General features: G+C 66.3%; 17 protein-coding genes. 11 read left to right on the top strand and 6 right to left on the bottom strand.

Features of this window, described 5'->3' with window-relative positions; translation table 11 throughout:
• Positions 1-8: 8 nt before the first annotated feature.
• The 3 genes from DWF74_RS02255 to DWF74_RS02245 form a co-directional block, all read right to left on the bottom strand.
• Positions 9-734 (bottom strand): META and DUF4377 domain-containing protein, encoded by a 726-nt coding sequence (locus DWF74_RS02255; RefSeq protein WP_240322012.1) that lies wholly within the window; start codon positions 732-734, stop codon positions 9-11.
• 345 nt (positions 735-1079) lie between these two features.
• Entirely contained in the window at positions 1080-2444 is a 1365-nt protein-coding gene (locus DWF74_RS02250) for a hypothetical protein (protein ID WP_115580205.1), read from the bottom strand.
• A gap of 181 nt (positions 2445-2625) precedes the next feature.
• Positions 2626-2937: a hypothetical protein gene (locus DWF74_RS02245; RefSeq protein ID WP_115580204.1), complete on the bottom strand. Its 312-nt coding sequence runs from the start codon at positions 2935-2937 to the stop codon at positions 2626-2628.
• Between the two features lie 243 nt (positions 2938-3180).
• Between DWF74_RS02245 and DWF74_RS02240 the strand changes: the two genes are divergently transcribed.
• The 3 genes from DWF74_RS02240 to DWF74_RS02230 are packed head-to-tail and all read left to right on the top strand — an operon-like array spanning position 3181 to position 5368.
• The gene (locus tag DWF74_RS02240; RefSeq protein WP_102863578.1) at positions 3181-3837 is read left to right on the top strand and encodes an STN domain-containing protein; all 657 of its coding nucleotides are present in this window, start codon (positions 3181-3183) and stop codon (positions 3835-3837) included.
• Entirely contained in the window at positions 3834-4379 is a 546-nt protein-coding gene (locus DWF74_RS02235) for an RNA polymerase sigma factor (RefSeq protein ID WP_102863326.1), read from the top strand. The genes DWF74_RS02240 and DWF74_RS02235 overlap by 4 nt, the downstream gene beginning before the upstream one ends.
• A 38-nt stretch (positions 4380-4417) precedes the next feature.
• Positions 4418-5368, top strand: a complete 951-nt coding sequence (locus DWF74_RS02230) for a FecR family protein (protein WP_115580203.1) — start codon at positions 4418-4420, stop codon at positions 5366-5368.
• Between the two features lie 198 nt (positions 5369-5566).
• Here DWF74_RS02230 and DWF74_RS02225 read toward each other — a convergent pair whose 3' ends face one another.
• Together DWF74_RS02225 and DWF74_RS02220 are read right to left on the bottom strand one after the other, a co-directional pair.
• Positions 5567-6175, bottom strand: a complete 609-nt coding sequence (locus DWF74_RS02225) for a PulJ/GspJ family protein (RefSeq protein WP_110653686.1) — start codon at positions 6173-6175, stop codon at positions 5567-5569.
• Positions 6172-6591: a GspH/FimT family pseudopilin gene (locus tag DWF74_RS02220; RefSeq protein ID WP_240322091.1), complete on the bottom strand. Its 420-nt coding sequence runs from the start codon at positions 6589-6591 to the stop codon at positions 6172-6174. Before DWF74_RS02220 ends, DWF74_RS02225 begins: the two co-directional genes overlap by 4 nt.
• Positions 6592-6763: 172 nt before the next feature.
• Between DWF74_RS02220 and DWF74_RS02215 the strand changes: the two genes are divergently transcribed.
• The gene (locus DWF74_RS02215) at positions 6764-7192 is read left to right on the top strand and encodes a type II secretion system protein N (RefSeq protein ID WP_240322011.1); all 429 of its coding nucleotides are present in this window, start codon (positions 6764-6766) and stop codon (positions 7190-7192) included.
• A 3-nt stretch (positions 7193-7195) separates the two neighbouring features.
• Here the strand turns inward: DWF74_RS02215 and gspI are convergent, their stop codons facing one another.
• Complete coding sequence (gene gspI / locus DWF74_RS02210) at positions 7196-7582, bottom strand: type II secretion system minor pseudopilin GspI (protein WP_102863331.1); 387 nt, start codon at positions 7580-7582, stop codon at positions 7196-7198.
• A gap of 148 nt (positions 7583-7730) precedes the next feature.
• On the opposite strand from gspI, the gene gspG reads away from it, so the two are divergent.
• From gspG to gspF, 7 genes are all read left to right on the top strand, one after another.
• Complete coding sequence (gspG, locus tag DWF74_RS02205) at positions 7731-8177, top strand: type II secretion system major pseudopilin GspG (RefSeq protein ID WP_102863332.1); 447 nt, start codon at positions 7731-7733, stop codon at positions 8175-8177.
• 8 nt (positions 8178-8185) lie between these two features.
• Positions 8186-9169, top strand: coding sequence for a type II secretion system minor pseudopilin GspK (gene gspK, locus DWF74_RS02200; protein WP_115580202.1), 984 nt, complete (start codon positions 8186-8188; stop codon positions 9167-9169).
• Complete coding sequence (gene gspL, locus DWF74_RS02195) at positions 9166-10350, top strand: type II secretion system protein GspL (protein ID WP_115580201.1); 1185 nt, start codon at positions 9166-9168, stop codon at positions 10348-10350. The genes gspK and gspL overlap by 4 nt, the downstream gene beginning before the upstream one ends.
• On the top strand, positions 10343-10903 hold the full coding sequence (gspM, locus tag DWF74_RS02190; protein WP_115580200.1) for a type II secretion system protein GspM: 561 nt from the start codon (positions 10343-10345) through the stop codon (positions 10901-10903). Before gspL ends, gspM begins: the two co-directional genes overlap by 8 nt.
• Positions 10900-13290, top strand: coding sequence for a type II secretion system secretin GspD (gene gspD / locus DWF74_RS02185; protein WP_115580199.1), 2391 nt, complete (start codon positions 10900-10902; stop codon positions 13288-13290). Before gspM ends, gspD begins: the two co-directional genes overlap by 4 nt.
• Before the next feature lie 1062 nt (positions 13291-14352).
• Positions 14353-15774, top strand: a complete 1422-nt coding sequence (gspE, locus tag DWF74_RS02175) for a type II secretion system ATPase GspE (RefSeq protein ID WP_115580197.1) — start codon at positions 14353-14355, stop codon at positions 15772-15774.
• The gene (gene gspF, locus DWF74_RS02170; RefSeq protein ID WP_115580196.1) at positions 15774-16985 is read left to right on the top strand and encodes a type II secretion system inner membrane protein GspF; all 1212 of its coding nucleotides are present in this window, start codon (positions 15774-15776) and stop codon (positions 16983-16985) included. Before gspE ends, gspF begins: the two co-directional genes overlap by 1 nt.
• Positions 16986-17394: the final 409 nt, after the last annotated feature.

Genomic DNA, 17394 nt, shown 5'->3' with positions numbered 1-17394 from the left:
GGTAAGGCTTAGCGGGTCTTGGCCGAGGCGTCCTGCTCGACCACCATGTCCAGCACGTAGACCGTGGACGGGGCGTCGGCAGGCGGGTTCTTCCATTCGTATTGCTTGACCCGCAGCACGTTGCGCACGCCGTCCTGGTGCTCGTAACCCTCGATGGACTGGTACAGCGGATGCCAGGCGTCCTGGGTCGGCAGTTGCAGGCCCGCGGCATCGTAGCGGCGCTCACGCACTTGCAGGCACTGGAAGTCGGGGATCAGCGGGTGGCTGCATTTGACGGTCTGGGCCGCCACTTCCAGGAAGCGCGTCTGGCCCTGGCTGCCGTAGCGGGTTTCGGGGGTGGGCTGGCCTACGAACTTGAGCTGGGTGCCGTCCTGGGTGGTCAGTTGCAGGGTCGGAGTCGATTCGTCGCCGCCGAAGGTGGTGCGCAGGTCGCCCTTGAACAGGCGGCCGACTTCGGCATCCAGGGTCATCAGGCTGGGGTCGCAGGCCATCATGGTCGAGGCCAGGGGCTGGACCTTGAGCACGCCGTTTTCAGACTGGAAACCGCCGAACTGGCGGTTGCAGCCGCCGCTGATGTTGAGGTTCTGCCCGGTGAAGGTCAGGCGCAGCTGGCGCTCGATGCCCTTGTCCAGGGCGGCAACGGGTTTGCCCGCCGCGTCGCTGGCCGAGACCAGTTGCCAGTAGTAGGCGGCCAGTGCTGGTTGGGCGCTGACGGAGGCAGTGCTGGCGGGCATGGAAGAGGATCCTTCAGGGGGAGTGGACGCCGGGGTGCAGGCCTGGAGCAGGGCGGCACAGACGGATACGAGGAGGATGTTTTGCTTCATGGTTCGCTCTTTCAGCCTTGATGGAGTATGGCCTGGCGCATGGGCGGCAGGCCCAGGCCGGTAACCTGTGGCAGTGATGCGCGGCGCCCGCCACCTGGGCCGGGCGCCGCCGGACGACCGCTGCCGTTACCGATTGCGATGTGACAGCACTGTGCCAGTTCGGTTTCATGGTCGCTGGCCAGCGGGAGTGTTACCAAATCTTGCGCGCGCGTTGCAAGCAGCGCCCCGGATTGCCCGCCGCCCAGTGTCCCGGGCTTACCAGAACCAGTAAGGCAGGAATTTGGGCGTTGGTTCATTGGCCAGTTCCAGGTGATAGGTGATGGCGTTGAAGAAGAACCCATCGAGCAAGAGAAACGCCGCCACGCCGAACGCCAGGACGATCACCTCGTAATGCCGGTGCTCGGCGTATTGCCGGCCGATCCAGTAGCGCACGCCGCTGAGCAGGACAAAGCTTGCGAACACACCGGCGAAGTTGGGCTGCAAGGGCTGGGCGGCAAACGCGTTGTAGCCCAGTACCAGCAGCGCCAGGACCGCGCCGCAGGCCGGCAGGTTCAGGCACAGGCGCAGCAGGCGTTTGCGGGTGGCGCTGAACAGGCCGTTGGGGTCGACGAATATATAGGCCGCCAGCAGGGAAATGGCCGGGGTGATGGACACGATGTAACGCGCCTTCTTCGAGTTGGGAATGCTGAAGAACAGGATCAGCACCAAGAACCAGGCGCCCAGGTACAGCAGCAGGCGCGGTGCCGACGGCGGCGGCGCGCTGAACCCCGGCCTGGCGCTTCTGACCATGACGCACAGGGCGTAGAACGCGGTGAAGCTGTAGGTGATCAGCCCGATGCTGAAGTAGAAGTAATAGCGTGGCGAGTGATTGCTGGCGATCCGGCCCAGGCCCTGCATCTCCAGCACTTGCTGCATGAAGGCGTCACCGCCCTGCACCTGGGCGGCCCAGGCCAGCAGGGCGACCCCGGCGGCGAACAGCAGGCCGCTCAGCAGCGAGAACCCGACCAGGGTCCGCCACTGCCGGCTCAGCAGGTAATAGGTGCCGACCACCAGTGCCGGGCCGATCATGCCGATCGGCCCGCGCAGGGCAAAGCCCAGGATCAGCCCAAGCAATACCAGCGCCAGGCGTGCGCGCTGTTGCTTGAGATCGGCGGTGTAGGCCAGGTAGAAGCAGCCCGCGGTGATCAGGGCGGGGTAGATGTCCAGGGCCAGGGAGTTGACGCTGTCCAGGAACGCCCAGGTGAACAGCGCAAAGAGCACGCCGCAGACGCCCCATTTCTGCTCATGCAGGGCCCCCAGTTTGTAGATGAACACCAGCATCAGCGACGCGGCAATGCACAGGGGCAGGCCCATCGACAGCACGGACAGCTGGCCGAAGGGCAGCGACGCCAGGTAGACCAGCACCGTGTTGACAACGGTGTAGTCGGGATACGGCTGCAGATCCTCGGCGATGGGGAACAGCGTCATGCCGTGCTGCAGCATGTAGTCGGCGAAGTCGACGAAGCGCGTGGTGTAGTTGAGGACGGCCGGTTTGTATTGCAGGCCCATGAGCAGCACCAGGGCCACCAGGAAAATACTCAGGCCGGGTCGTTGCCAGATTTGTTTTTGAACGCTTTCCATGTTCACAACACACAAAAAAGCCGACGGTATGGTGGCCAGCACTCGAACGCGTGCACGAATGGCGGCGTGGCAGGTTGCTGGCACCGATGTTTGGGTGCAGCAATCTAGCGCGGCCGAGGTTAACGGCCGGTATAGGGGCGCAATCCCGATAGTGGCCGCTTGAGGGTGGAGGAACTGGCCCTCAGGGCCGTTGCGGCTTGACCGAAGTGCCGAAGGTATTACCCATGCGCACGCTGGTGGCGGCCGGTGTCGAGAGCCCGACCTGGTTCGGCGGGCGCTTGTGCACCGGGTCCTCCATGGCCTGTTGATTGGCCTGGGCCGCCTTGACGGCGTCCGGGTCGTTGCCCATCTGTTTGCTCAGGCATTTGTAGTCGGGGGCCTTGTAGCCGCCGACGCTGACTTCCACACAACCCTCGCGGGCCTCCTCGGCCTGCAGCGTCCAGGGCAGGGCGCACAGCAACAAGGTGGCGGCGTATTGGCTTGAACGATTCATCCTGGCCTCCTGGCAGACCCGGGAAAGCGGGCCTCGATGCCGGCCGAGTGTAGTGCAAACCGATGACTGAAAAAGTGATGGTTTTTTTGCCGTGGCCGTAACACCAGATTCATAAACTGGCCTCAGGATGACGCTTTTAGGGATTGGACTGCAGTGCAGCGACGCAGCGCGCAGGTCGGGCGATGGACTTCATTGCACGGGGGCTTGGCGACCTGTGTGCTGGGGTTCGTGCTGCTGGCGTTGATGCCGCAGGGCTGGGGCCAGCCCGCTGTCGAGGGACCGCCCCGGGTGGATTCCCAGGCCTTGCTGACGCTGGAGATTCCGGCGCAGAACCTGGTGGATGCCCTGGAGCTGTTCAGTCGCGCCACAGGAATGGCGGTGCTGGTGGATCGGGAGTTGACCCGGGGGCGGCGGTCGGTGGGGATCAAGGGCCGCTACAGCGCTCAGGAGGGCTTGAGTCGCCTGCTGGCGGGCAGTGGCCTGATGGCCCGTTATGCCCGCAGCGATGCCTTCACCCTGCAGGTGCCGCAGGCCACGCCGGCCACGCCGCTACCGGGTGCGGGAAGCAGCCGGGCGGCGCGGCTCAACAGCAGTTATGCCAGTGCCGTGCAACAGGCGGTGGAGCACAGTCTGTGTGGTTCGGCGCTGACCCGTCCGGGCCGCTTTCGCGCCTTGCTGCAACTGTGGATCGGCGCCGATGGCCGGGTGCAGCACAGCCGCCTGGTGAGCTCCACCGGCGACTTGCAGCGCGATGAAGCCTTGGTGCAGCGCCTGGCCGACACCCGGGTTCAGCGCCAGGCGCCCAGCTCGCTGCGCCAGCCGCTGACCTTACTCTTGATACCGGACACAACAGGGAAACGCATGGACTGCAGGGAATGGGAAGGAGCTTCCGGGGTATGAAAAATACCGCACAGAGTGCGATGGTCAGGCTGTTCCTGACGTCCTACGAGGACTTTCGGGTGCGCTTGCGCAGGCGCCTGGGCTCCGAGGACCTGGCCAACGACGTCCTGCATGAAACCTACCTGCGGGTCGACCGCATGGAAGAGCCGCCCAACCTGCTGCAACCCAATGCCTACCTCTATCGCATGGCCCTGAACATTGCCGCCGACCGCCGCCAGTCCGACGCCCGGCTGCTGACCGGCGACGAGGTCGAGGAACTGCTGCACATCGCCGATGACACCCTGGACCCGTCGCGGGTGGTGGGCGGCCAGAAAGAAATCCAGACCCTGCTCAAAGCCCTCTACGAACTGCCGGCGCGGCGGCGCAAGATCTTTATCGCCGCGCGCCTGGAAGAGGCGCCGCACCTGGAAATTTCCCAGCGTTTCGGCATTTCCACACGGATGGTGGAGAAAGAAATCAAGGCTGCCCTGGGCCATTGCGCCTTGCGCCTTGAAAGAAAAGTCATTCAGCGGTTCGGTCCCGGGGCCGGAAAACTGTCCTAGACAAAGAGTCCCTGATCAATCCGTGAGTACCTGCGCGCTTGAACATTTTTAGCATCTGCACCCCCCAGGCCTCGGCGGACCCGCAACTGCTGAGGGAAGCCCAGGACTGGCTGGTCCTCCTGACTTCGGGTCGGGCCACCGTGGCCGACGCCCGGGCGCTGCGCCAATGGTGCGCACAAAGCCCGCAGCACGCGGCCGCCTTCGAGCACACCAAGGCCCTGTGGCACTGCCTGCAACCGGCAGCCCAGCAGCTGGAGCAACAGTCCCGACCCCGGCACTTGGGGCGTCGGGCGTTCCTGGGTGGCGCGATTGCGGCGTCGGCGGCGCTGTTCATGGTGCGGTTCACTGTCCCGGGCGGCTTTGCCGGGCTGACCGCGGATTTCGCCACCGACGTCGGTGAGCAGCGGCGGGTGGACCTGGCCGAGGGCATGCGCCTGGAGCTCAATACCCAGACCCGCATCAGCCGCCGCGACCCAGGCGCGGGCGAGCAGGGCATTGAACTGCTGGAGGGCGAGGTGGAAGTCTTCAGCCACAGCACCCAGGCGCTCAAGGTCCAGGCCGGAGATGGCTGGCTGAGTGCGCGCCAGGCGCGCTTCAATTTGCGCAACACCGATCATCAGGTGTGCGTGACCTGCATCGAAGGCAGCCTGCAAGTGGCAGTGGCGGGGCGCAGCATTCGCCTGGACAGTGGCCGACAACTGACCTACGACGCCAGGGCGGTGGGCGAGCCGATCGCCGTGGACCCCCGCAGCGTGATCGCCTGGCGCGAGCAGGTGCTGGTGTTCGACAACGCCAGCCTCAACACCGTGATCAGCGAGATCAACCGCTATCGTCCGGGGATGCTGGTGCTGCTCAATGCCGAGTTGGGCCAGCGCAAGGTCCAGGCGCGCTTCAACCTCAACCAGTTGGCGGGCGTGGCCTTGCTGATTCGCGACGCCTATGGCGCCAAATGCACCGAGCTGCCCGGTGGCGTGGTACTGCTCAGCTGACCCCCCGCGAGATCCCTGCGTCTCCTGCGTCGGAATGCCGCCCAAGCCGTTCGCAGCCTGCGGCAGCGGCTACAGAAACTCCGGATCGACATTGGCCCTGTAGCCGCTGCCGAGCCCGTGGCGAGGCTGCGAAAAGGCCCGCAGGGCCTTGCCTGGCGATCTCGCGTAGAACCCTCAGCGCTTCGAACCCGCAGCGTGTTAGAGCAAGGGCCCTAGCACTTGCCGGTAGCGCTCTTCGCCCTGGGGTGTTTGCCGCACCAGGCGGATCTCCAGGCCCGGGGGATTGTCCTGGCGATTGCCACTGAGTTGACGCCAGCCTTTGTCAGGGTTCCAGACCCGTACCTGCAAGTCGCTGACCCGGCCGAGCACGGCCACTCCGTTCTTGGGCGCCGGCAAGGGATAGCGGTCCCGAACCTCGGCCTCGGCGCGGTACAGGGTGTCGCCCTTGAGCCACCAGCGCACGCGTTGCAAGCCAACCCCCGGGGCGGGGGCGCTGCGGATCACTTCCAGGCGAAAGCCCTTGCTGTCGGAACTGCGCACGCTCAGCGGGGCAGGGCTGTCGGGTTCGGCTTCGTCGGTCTCGCCCAGGCTCGGTTCGCGCAACTGGGAAGCGGCCCGCAAGGCCACGTCGCGCTCCAGCTGATTGAGGCTGCGCAGCAGTTCCTCGGTCTGTTCGGTACTGGCCCGCAGATGGCTGTCGGCCCGGGTGACGCTGTCCAGGCCGCGCCAGGCAATCAGGCTGACCAGCGCCATGAGCATGATCGCCACCATCACCTCGATCAGGGTAAAGCCGCGTTGTGTCGTCATGGCTGGCTCACCACCCGCAACTGGCCGCTGGCGCTGCGTTCTACCCGCAAGCTGTTCTGGCCGTCGGACAGCACCACCTGCAGTGGCGGGTTGATCCATTCGGCGTTCAGTACCAGGCGCTGCCTGGGCTCGATATGCACCTGCAGCGTCGGGCTTTGCCACTGCCGTGGCCGCAGTTGCCGGTCGTGGCGAAAGTCGTCGATGCCGCTGCCCTCGTCCTCGCGGCGGCTGAAGGTATAGCCCTTGGCCGTGGCCCGCCAGGTGATCGGCCGGCCGTCGGCCCGGGCTTCGGCCTGGGCCACTTGCAGCAACTGGGCCAGGCCTTCGGCGTCCTTGCGCAGGGTCTGCAGCGGATCGGGGCGGATGCTCAAGCCCACGGCGGCGCTGGCGATGCCGATGATCACCAGCACCACCATCAGTTCGATCAGGGTAAAGCCCTGTTGCTTGCCTGTGTGTCGCACCTTGTGCTCCTTGGCGACGGGACTGGCGTGCCCGACGCAGATGATCGTGCAGTGAAATAAAACCGTGAGAATTGAGCGGTAGGCTGTGGCAACGGACAAACAGGAGGTCCCGCCGATGCTACGTGCCATGTCATTTCCGTCGCGCCTTGACGCCCCCCGGTTGCTGCAATACGCGGCGTTGCTGGCGGCCCTGGCCGGTGTTGCCACCTGGTCGTCGCTGCTGCTGACCCCGGCGCAATCCCAACCCCCGGCAGTGGCGCCCCAGGTGCTCGCCGCGCGCTCCGACAACCCGGCCTTGCAGTGGTTTGCCAACCAGCCGGTGCAGGTGGATATCAAGGTGTCTGGGGTCATGGCCGGCGCCCGTGGCGCGGTGGCGATCCTGAGCCTGAACGACGGTCCGCCGCGCAGCTTCCTGGCCGGCGAGCAACTGACCCAAGGGGTGCGCCTGGCCGCCGTCGAGGCCGACGGCGTGCTGATCGAGCGCGGCGGCGAACAGTCGCGGATCAAGGTCAGCAAGCTGCCGGACTCGCCGCTGCTGCCACGGCTGACACGCTGACCCTCACTGGCGCGGCGCCTGGGGCCGGCTGATCAGGGTTTCCAGGCGGGCCAGGGGCGGCGCCTCGCGGCTGCGCTCGCGCACCTGGACGCTGACCCGCACCAGCCCGGGCGCGGTCGCGGCGCCAATCGCCTGTTCGCAGCGCAGCTTCAGGCGCCCCTGGTCGCAATCGACGCTCTTCAATCCGCTGGGCAAACGGCCTTCCAGGCGCAACTCGGCGAGCCGGCTCTGCGCCGCCAGCAAGGCCAGGGACTTGTCCCGCAGCAGGCCGTTGCTCTGGGTCATCAGCCCGGCCACGCGCACTGCCGCGGCCATCGCCACGGCAATGATGGCCAGGGCCACCAGCACCTCGATCAGGGTAAATCCAGCTTGTTTGGACACGGCTCGCATGGGCCCCTCGCGACTGGGAAACAGCCTCGCAGACTAGCCTGCGGGCTTGACCGAATGGCGACTGAAACTCCCGAGGTTTTTCAATACCACTGACATATCTTCTTGCAACACTGCGCGACGAATCGAACTCAAGCCAAGGAATGTCGAGATGGATATCGCGCCTGTCACCTCAACCGCAGCACCCCGAAGCCAGCGTGGCTTCACCCTGATCGAGATCATGGTGGTGGTGGTCATCCTCGGGATTCTGGCCGTGATGGTGGTGCCCAAGGTCCTGGACCGTCCGGACCAGGCCCGGGCCACGGCGGCCAAGCAGGACATCGCCGGCCTGATGCAAGCCTTGAAGCTGTATCGCCTCGACCACGGCAGCTACCCGAACATGAACCAGGGCCTCAAGGTGCTGGTGGAGCGTCCGGCCAATGCCAAGGACAGCAACTGGCGCTCCTACCTGGAGCGGCTGCCCAACGATCCCTGGGGCCGTCCGTATCACTACCTCAACCCGGGGGCCAATGGTGAGGTGGATGTGTTCTCCCTCGGTGCCGACGGCCAGCCCGATGGCGACGGCGTGAATGCCGATATCGGCTCCTGGCAGCTGTAAGGCCGGCCATGAACAGCCATTCGCCCCATGCGGCGAAGCAGCGTGGCATGGCCATCATCAGCGCCTTGCTGATCGCCGCGGTGGTGGCGGTGCTGGCCGCCGCCATGCTCTCCCGGCAAAGCACCTTGACCCGCAGCGTGGAAGCCGAGCAGGCGCGGGTGGTGGGGATCGGGGTGTTGCAGGGCGGCCTGGAATACAGCCGGCAATTGCTCTGGGACGCCCGTCAGCGTGACGTCCTGACCCGACTCGACCAGGCCTGGGCACGGCCCATCGGCGATCAGGCCCTGGGCGGCTTCAACGCGGGGTTCCAGGGCCGCCTGCAAGACCTGCAAGGCAAGTTCAACCTGCGCAATCTGGTGTTCAACCAGCAAGTGGACCCGGTGCAGTTGCAGGCCTTCGAACAGCTGTGTCAGCTGATCGGCATCGACAGCGCCCTGAGCCGACGCATCAGCCAGCGGGTGATCGCTTCCTATCCCCAGCGCTTGGGCAGCACAGCGCACGCCGCCAGCCAACCGGGCAGCTTCAACAGCGGTCGCCTGACGTCTCCGGGCGCGGCGACCCAGACCTTGCCGCCCCGTCAGCCGATGCTGCGCAGCCTGGACGAGCTGCGGGGCATACAGGGTCTGGACGAGGCCCGGCTGGCCCGTCTTGAACCCTACGTCAGCATCCTGCCGGGCAACACCTGGATCAACGGCAACACCGCCAGTGCCGAGGTACTGACGGCGGCGGTGCCGGGGCTGCCACTGTCCCGGGCCAAGGCCCTGGTGGCGGAGCGTGATGCCGGGCACTGGTTCATCAACCGTGGCGACTTCCTCAACCGGCTACGCATGCCGCACCTGGCCCTGGAACAGATCAAGATCGGCATCACCAGCGAATGGTTCCTGCTCCAGGGCCGGGCTCGCCGCGATCAGCGCCGGGTCAGCCTGGAGGCCCTGTTGCACCGTCCCGAGGACCGCATGCCCCAGGTGATCTGGTCGCGGGTGGGGGCATGATTCGCTTGCGCATCGCCTTGCCGCCCCTGGCCGAACTGATCGCGGCTGAGCCGCCATTGGCCTGCCCGGTGGACTTCGCCCGGCTTGATCGCAGTGGCCGGGCGGGGGAGATCGGTCGCTGTCCCCTGGGGCAACTGGCCCAGGGTGGCAAGCCGGTGCTGGTGGAGTGCTTCCTGCATCCGTTGGACAGCCTGCTGACCCATATCGAATTGCCTCAGTTGCCGGCGGCGCGGATCAAGGCCGCGGTGGACTGCGCCGCCCAGGCGCTGATCCTCGGCCCCAGTGAGCAGATGCACGTGGCCCATGGCGCCCGGGATGCCCAGGGGCAGGTGGCCCTGAGCTGGTTGCCCAAGACCGCACTGCAAGCCCTGGGGCGTCTGTTGGCACAGGCCGGCCTGAAGCTTCAGGGGCTGTACCCGGCGCCTTATGCCTTGCCGGTGCCGCCGCCGGGGCAAGCCAACCTGTGCCTGCTCGATGGCCAGCTGCTGCTGCGCCAGAGCAGCGGGCAGGGCAGCGTGCAGCCGCTGGTGGAAGAAACCCTGGAGCAGTTGCGGGCTTCGGGCTGTGAGGTGGGCTGGATCGGCGATGCCGCGCCGCCGGCCTGCCAACTGCTGCCGGGCGAGCAACGCTGGAGCGGCCCGCTGCCGGGATGGGGCTTGCACGCTGGCGCTGTGGCGGGGGGCGTGAAGGTCCAAGGCTGGGGCCGGGCCCTGGGGTGCTGCGCCCTGGCCGTGCTGGTCTGGGTCGTGGGGCTGAACCTGTATGCCGCCCGTGAGGCCGAGCAGGGCCAGCGGCTCAAGGCGCAGATGAGTCAGCGGGTCAAGCAGGTGTTCCCTCAGTTGCCGGTAGTGCTCAATCCCCTGCAACAGGCCCGCCAGCAACTGGCGGCGCAGCAGAGCGGGGCGGCTGACCCGACCCAGGTGTTCAGCCGTCTGTTGCAGCAGGCCGGCAGCGCCATGCCCTTCATGGTGGGCAGCGTGCAGAGCCTGAGTTTCGCCGAGGACCGCTTGCAGCTGGAGCTGCTGCCGGACACGCCCAAGAGCGCCGACAGCGCCTGGCAGGGCGCCTTGACCCAGGCCGGCTACAGCGTCCGGGCGCAGGGCAATGGCTGGAGCCTGAGCCCGGCCGCAGACGAGCCGGCCAACGTCGCCGACACCCCCCCGGGAGCTGAAGATGAATAAGGCCAGGCTGGCGCAGTATCAGGCGCGCTGGTCGCGTCTGCGGACCCAGTTCCAGGCCCACTGGAACACTCTGGCGCTGCGGGAAAAACGCCTGCTCAGCGCCACCGCCCTGGGCGTGCTGGGGCTGTTGCTGTGGTGGCTGCTGATCCAGCCGCCGCTGAAGACGATCGATTACTGGCAAGCCGAGACGCCGAAGCTGCGCGCCCAGGCTGAGGCCCTGGAAGTGCTGTTGCACGAGGCGGCGGGCCCTGAAAGCCGGGGCGCGAGCCTTGAGCAATCCTTGCGCCAGACCCTGGACGGCGCCGGGCTCAAGGACCACTACCAGTTGCAACAGCCTGATGAAGCCGGCCCCGAGAGCTGGCGGTTGACCTTTGAGCAGGCCCCGGCGGATGCCGTGGTCGGCTGGCTGCTGGGGGCTCCCCGGCAGCTTTCACTGCAGGTGGTGGAGGCCCGGCTGCAACGCGCAGCCGCGGCCGCCGCCCAAGACTCGGCAGGCACACTGTCCGGGACCGTTCGCATGGATCAGGCGCAGGGCGCTAAGGAAGCTTCATGAAGTGGTCAGGTTGCAATTACGTGCGCCAGTGTCGCAAGGCCGCACCTTTTCTGCTGCTGGCGTTGGGGGCCTGCAGCAACACCCCGTCCACCACGCCGCCGCCCTTGCTGGTGGACAGCGAACTGGGCCAGCCCCTGGCCAATACCCAGCGCAGCGGCGATGCCCTGCTGGATCGCCAGCGCTTGCAGGCACAGCAGGCTCAGCGGCCGAAAGTCCTGCATCCGGTGACCAACAGCAGTCGCGGCCACAGCAGCCCGCGCAGCACCAGCGTGCCGCGCAACCCCCTGGGCAATCAGCCGGTGCAACTGAACTTCGTCGACGCCGATATCCAGGCGGTGGTGCGGGCCTTGTCCCGCTCCACCGGCCAGCAGTTCCTGGTGGACCCGCGGGTCAAGGGCAGCCTGACCCTGGTCAGCGAAGGCCAGGTGCCGGCCCACCAGGCCTACGACATGCTGCTGGCGGCGCTGCGCATGCAGGGCTTTTCCGTGGTGGACGTGGGCGGCGTGGCCCAGGTGGTGCCGGAGGCCGATGCCAAGCTGCTGGGCGGACCGATCTACAGCGCCGACAAGCCAGCGGGCAACGGCATGCTGACCCGCACCTTTCGCCTGCAATACGAAAATGCGGTGAACCTGATCCCGGTGCTGCGGCCTATCGTTTCGCCGAACAACCCGATCAACGCCTACCCGGGCAACAACAGCATCGTGGTCACCGACTATGCCGAGAACCTGCAGCGAGTCGCGCAGATCATCGACGGCATCGACACCCCCAGCGCCATCGACACCGATGTGGTAGCGGTGCAGAACGGCATCGCCGTGGACATCGCGACCATGGTGGCCGAACTGCTGGAAACCCAGGGCGCCGACCAGACCCAGAAAATCAGCGTGATTGGCGACCCGCGTTCCAACTCCATCATCATCCGTGCCGGCAGCCCGGAGCGCACCGAGCTGGCGCGCAACCTGATCTACAAACTGGACAACGCCCAGAGCAACCCGAGCAACCTGCACGTGGTCTACCTGCGCAACGCCCAGGCCGGCAAGTTGGCCCAGGCCCTGCGCGGGCTGCTGACCGGCGAAAGCGACAGTGGCAGCAGCGACGGTGCCCGGGCCATGCTCAGCGGCATGGGCGGCAACAGCCAGAGCGGCCAGAGCCCGACCCAGAACAGCAGTGGCACGCCCACCGGCAGCGGCAACGTCAGCAGCAGTGGCAGCAGTGCCTACGGCCAGGGCAGCAACTCCGGCAGCGGCTTGAGCGGCACTGGCCAGGCAACGGATCAGAACACCGCCTTCAGCGCCGGCGGGGTCACCATCCAGGCCGACGCCACCACCAACACCTTGCTGATTTCCGCCCCGGACCCGCTGTACCGCAACCTGCGGGAAGTCATCGACCAGCTCGACCAGCGTCGCGCCCAAGTGGTGATCGAAAGCCTGATCGTCGAAGTGGGCGAGGACGACGCCAGCGAATTCGGCGTGCAGTGGCAGGCCGGCAACCTGGGTGGGCGTGGCGGCTTTGGCGGGGTCAACCTCGGCGGCAGCGGGCTGCTGGGGACACCGGCCAGCAAGATCAGCATCGACGTCTTGCCCAAGGGCCTGAACATCGGCGTGGTCAACGGCACCGTGGACATCCCGGGGATCGGCAAGGTGCTGGACCTCAAGGTCCTGGCCCGAGCGTTGAAGAGCAAGGGCGGGACCAACGTGTTGTCGACGCCGAATCTTTTGACCCTGGACAACGAGGCGGCGAGCATTTTTGTTGGCCAGACCATTCCCTTTGTCACCGGCAGCTATGTCACCGGAGGCGGCGGCACCAGCAACAACCCGTTCCAGACCGTGCAGCGTGAAGAAGTGGGCCTGAAGCTCAATGTGCGGCCGCAGATTTCCGAGGGTGGCACGGTCAAGCTCGACATCTACCAGGAAGTCAGCAGCGTTGATCCTCGCGCCTCGGTGGATGCCGGGACCGTGACCAACAAACGCGCGATCGATACCAGCATCCTCTTGGATGACGGGCAGATCATGGTGCTGGGGGGGTTGCTGCAGGACGGTTACAGCCAGAGCAATGACGCGGTGCCGTGGCTGTCGAGTATTCCTGGACTTGGGGCATTGTTTCGCAATGAGAAGCGCAGCATTACCAAGACCAACCTGATGGTGTTCCTGCGGCCCTACATCATTCGTGACAGTGGCGCGGGGCGCAGCATTACCCTCAATCGTTACGACTTCATGCGCCGGGCGCAGGGGGAGTTGCAGCCGGAGCGCAGTTGGGCGATGCCGGATATGCAGGCGCCGCAGTTGCCTTCGGCGGCGAAGGCGATTCCGGGGGCGGTGCCGGTTTCGTTGCAGACGCCTGGGGTTGGGCAGGGGCCGCGGGCGACGATCAGGGCGGTGCCGGTGCAATGAAGGTGTTCATTCAGAGGCATGGAGCCTATGTCCGTTGTTGTGGTCATGGCCACTTTTGCGGGGGCTTTGATGGCCAATGGAGGGGGTACATATCCGTTGCTGCGGGTGCGGCTGCTTATGGTTTCGCCCTTACGGCGAGTCCCTTTTTACAAACGCCTAAAAAGGAACCAAAAACGCTTGCCCCTCCATGGGCCCCTCGCTGGGGCTCGGGGTTCCCTCTCTCTGGCATTGCTCCGGGGGCCCGCCGCCAACCGGCCATCCATGGCCGGGTGGCGGCTAGCTCGGCATCCATGCCGAGCTGCCCCCTACGCAACGCCTACGCTCGGCCGGCTGGGAAGGGGCCTGAAGATCAAGATCAAGATCAAAAGCCAAGGTGCGCAGGCCGGCTCCTTGTAGCCGCTGCCGAAGGCTGCGAACGAGCGCTCGCGCTCGCAAAACCAGGCGGCGCGGTGGTTCAGGAACATTGGGGAGGCAGGTTTAGCGTCTCCTGCGGAGCCGGTCGCAGCCTTCGGCAGCGGCTACATGTAACGCGAACGGCAATGAAACAGGCCGGCCGGCAGGCCGCCGTCAGATTTTGATCTTGCTCTGGCTTTTGATCTTGATCTGAACGCCCCGTTAACCACGATGGCCGAACGCAGGCATTGAGCCGTGGGTAACCCGGCAGGACGCCGGGTTAGCCGCCACCCGGCCATGGATGGCCGGTGGCGGCGGCCCACGGATCAATGCCGGAGTTCGGGCATGCCGAGCCTAGGCGAGGCACCGAGTGGAGGGGCAGAGCGTTTTGCTTACTTTTGCGCTTTTCAAAAGTGAGCCGCTGTAAGAGCGGAACCGTAAGCGACCGCACCCGCAAGAACGGATATGTACCCAAACCCGCTGTAAGAGCGGAACCGCCAGCGGCCGCACCCGCAAGAACGGATATGTACCCAAACCCGCTGTAAGAGCGGAACCCTAAGTGGCCACACCCGCAGGAACGGATATGTACCCAACCCCGCGGTAAGAACAAAAACCGTATTCAGCCCCACCCGCACCACCGGATATGCACCCCACCAGGAGGCACAAGCAATGACCACCCAGCTCCCCTACGCCTGGGCCAAATCCCAACGCATTCTCCTGCGCCACAGCGAGCAGGGCGCCACCCTGCTGGTCTGCCCCTCGACCCCCGGCTGGTCCATCAGCGAAGCCCGCCGCCAGTTCGGCCCCGCACGCCTGGAACGCATCCGCGACGACGAGCTCGACGGTCTGTTGGCCACTGCCTACGCCGACACCGGCAGCGCCGCAGCGGTGGTCGGGGCCGCGGAGAATGAGGTGGACCTGGACCGCCTGATGCAGGACATGCCGGAAATCACCGATCTGCTGGACACCCAGGACGGCGCCCCGGTGATCCGCATGATCAACGCCTTGCTTACCCAGGCCGCGCGTGATGAGGCCAGTGATATCCATATCGAGCCCTTTGAAACCCACTCGGTGGTGCGCTACCGGGTCGACGGCACCCTGCGCGATGTGGTCTCGCCACGCAAGGCGCTGCACGGGGCGCTGGTGTCGCGGATCAAGATCATGGCCCAGTTGGATATCGCCGAAAAACGCTTGCCCCAGGACGGCCGCATCGCTTTGCGGGTGGCCGGCCGGCCCATCGACATTCGGGTGTCCACGGTGCCCACTGGCCACGGCGAGCGGGTGGTGATGCGGCTGCTGGACAAGCAGGCCGGGCGCCTGCAACTGGAAACCCTGGGCATGGACCCGGACCTGCTGGCGCGTCTGGATGGCCTGATCCGCCAGCCCCACGGCATCGTCCTGGTCACCGGGCCCACCGGCAGCGGCAAGACCACCAGTCTCTACGCCGCCCTGGCCCGGCTGGATGCCAGCACCAGCAATATCCTCACCGTCGAGGACCCGGTGGAATACGACCTGCCGGGCATCAGCCAGATCCAGGTCAACGCCAAGATCGACATGACCTTCGCCCTGGCGCTGCGGGCGATCCTGCGCCAGGACCCGGACGTGATCATGATCGGCGAGATTCGCGATCTGGAAACCGCGCAGATCGCGGTCCAGGCTTCGCTTACCGGGCACTTGGTGCTGGCCACCCTGCACACCAACGACGCGGTGTCGGCAGTCAACCGCCTGATCGACATGGGGGTGGAGCCGTTCCTCCTGGCCTCGTCAATGCTCGGGGTGCTGGCCCAGCGGCTGGTGCGGCGCTTGTGCAACCAGTGCAAGCAAGCCGATCCGGCCAATCCCGGCACCTGGCACCCGCTGGGTTGCCCGGCCTGCAACCACATCGGCTACAGCGGCCGCACCGGGATTCATGAGCTGTTCTGCATCGACGATGACATCCGCAGCCTGATCCACCAGGGCGCCGATGAGCAGGCCCTGCGGGCCGCCGCGCGGCGGGCCGGGATGCTGAGCATGCGTGAGGACGGCGAGCGCTGGGTACGCAGCGGCGCCACCGCACCGGAAGAAATCCTACGTGTGACACGGGACGCCTGATGAATCGCTATCGCTACGAAGCTGCCGACGCCCTCGGCAAGATCGAGTCCGGCCACCTGGAAGCCGACAGCCAGGGCGCGGCTTTCGCCAGCCTGCGCAGCCGCGGCCTGACCGCGCTGCAGGTGCAACTGGACAGCAACCCAGACAGCGGCGCAGCTGGGGGGCTCTTCAGCCCCAGGCTCAGCGACAACGACCTGGCCTGGGCCACGCGCCAGCTGGCCAGCCTGCTGGGGGCCAGCCTGCCTCTGGAGGCGGCGCTCAGTGCCACGGTGGAGCAGGCCGAGCGCAAGCACATTGCCCAGACCCTGAGCGCGGTGCGCGCGGATGTGCGCAGCGGCATGCGCCTGGCCGAGGCCCTGGCGGCGCGGCCCCGGGACTTTCCGGAAATCTACCGGGCACTGATTGCCGCAGGTGAAGAGTCCGGCGACCTGGCCCAGGTCATGGAGCGGCTGGCGGACTATATCGAGGAGCGCAACGGCCTGCGGGGCAAGATCCTCACCGCCTTTATCTACCCCGGGGTGGTGGGCCTGGTGTCCATCGGCATCGTGATCTTTCTGCTCAGTTATGTGGTGCCCCAGGTGGTCAGCGCCTTTTCCCAGGCGCGCCAGGACCTGCCTGGGCTGACCCTGGCCATGCTCAACGCCAGCGACTTCATTCGTGCCTGGGGCATCCAGTGTTTCGGCGCCCTGGTGGCGGGGTTCTGGGGGTGGCGGCTGTACCTGCGCAATCCCCGGGCACGCTTGAGCTGGCACAGCCGGATTCTGCGCCTGCCGCTGTTCGGGCGTTTTGTCCTGGGGTTGAACACCGCGCGTTTCGCCTCGACCCTGGCGATTCTCAGTGGCGCCGGGGTGCCGCTGCTGCGGGCCCTGGACGCGGCGCGCCAGACCCTGTCCAACGACCGCCTGAGCCAGAGCGTCAGCGAGGCCACGGCCAAGGTGCGCGAGGGGGCCAACCTAGCGGCTGCGCTGCGGGTGGAGAAAGTCTTCCCGCCGGTGCTGATCCACTTGATCGCCAGTGGTGAAAAGACCGGGGCCTTGCCGCCGATGCTGGAGCGGGCGGCCCTGACCCTGTCGCGGGATATCGAACGCCGGGCCATGGGCATGACCGCGTTGCTCGAACCGCTGATGATCGTGGTCATGGGGGGGGTGGTGCTGGTGATCGTGATGGCGGTGATGCTGCCGATCATCGAGATCAACCAGCTGGTGACCTGAACCGCACACCCCGACCTGACCTGACCGCGTCCGGCCCGGTCCGTAGGCGCTGGCTTGCCAGCGAAGGCGTCGGCCCCGGCGATGCAGGTCTCGCGAGCCCCTTCGCCGGCAAGCCGGCTCCTACGAGGGGCGTAGCGAAGGTGTGCTCCGAAGCGCAGGGCAGCCAGAAAATTTCACGCGGCCTGCCTCACTCCCGACCTGGCAATCGGCCAAGCTCGGGTTCCTTGTTCTGTCATGTTCCGGCGCTGTCTGCACCCGCTTCGGCGCTTGCAGAGCGATGCCGGCGCCAGCTCGGACAGACTGGCGCTCAGCGACCCGGGAAAGGCCCGGAAAACGGCGCCAAACACCCGAGAATCTTTTGCCAAAACAGTCGGTTTCTCCCGAGGTTTTTTCCTTTATCTGTCACCGG

Source organism: Pseudomonas protegens, assembly GCF_003363755.1.
Classification (GTDB): domain Bacteria; phylum Pseudomonadota; class Gammaproteobacteria; order Pseudomonadales; family Pseudomonadaceae; genus Aquipseudomonas; species Aquipseudomonas danubii.
The sequence above is the reverse complement of the archived record's forward strand: the minus strand, read 5'-3'. Positions and strand labels throughout refer to the sequence as shown.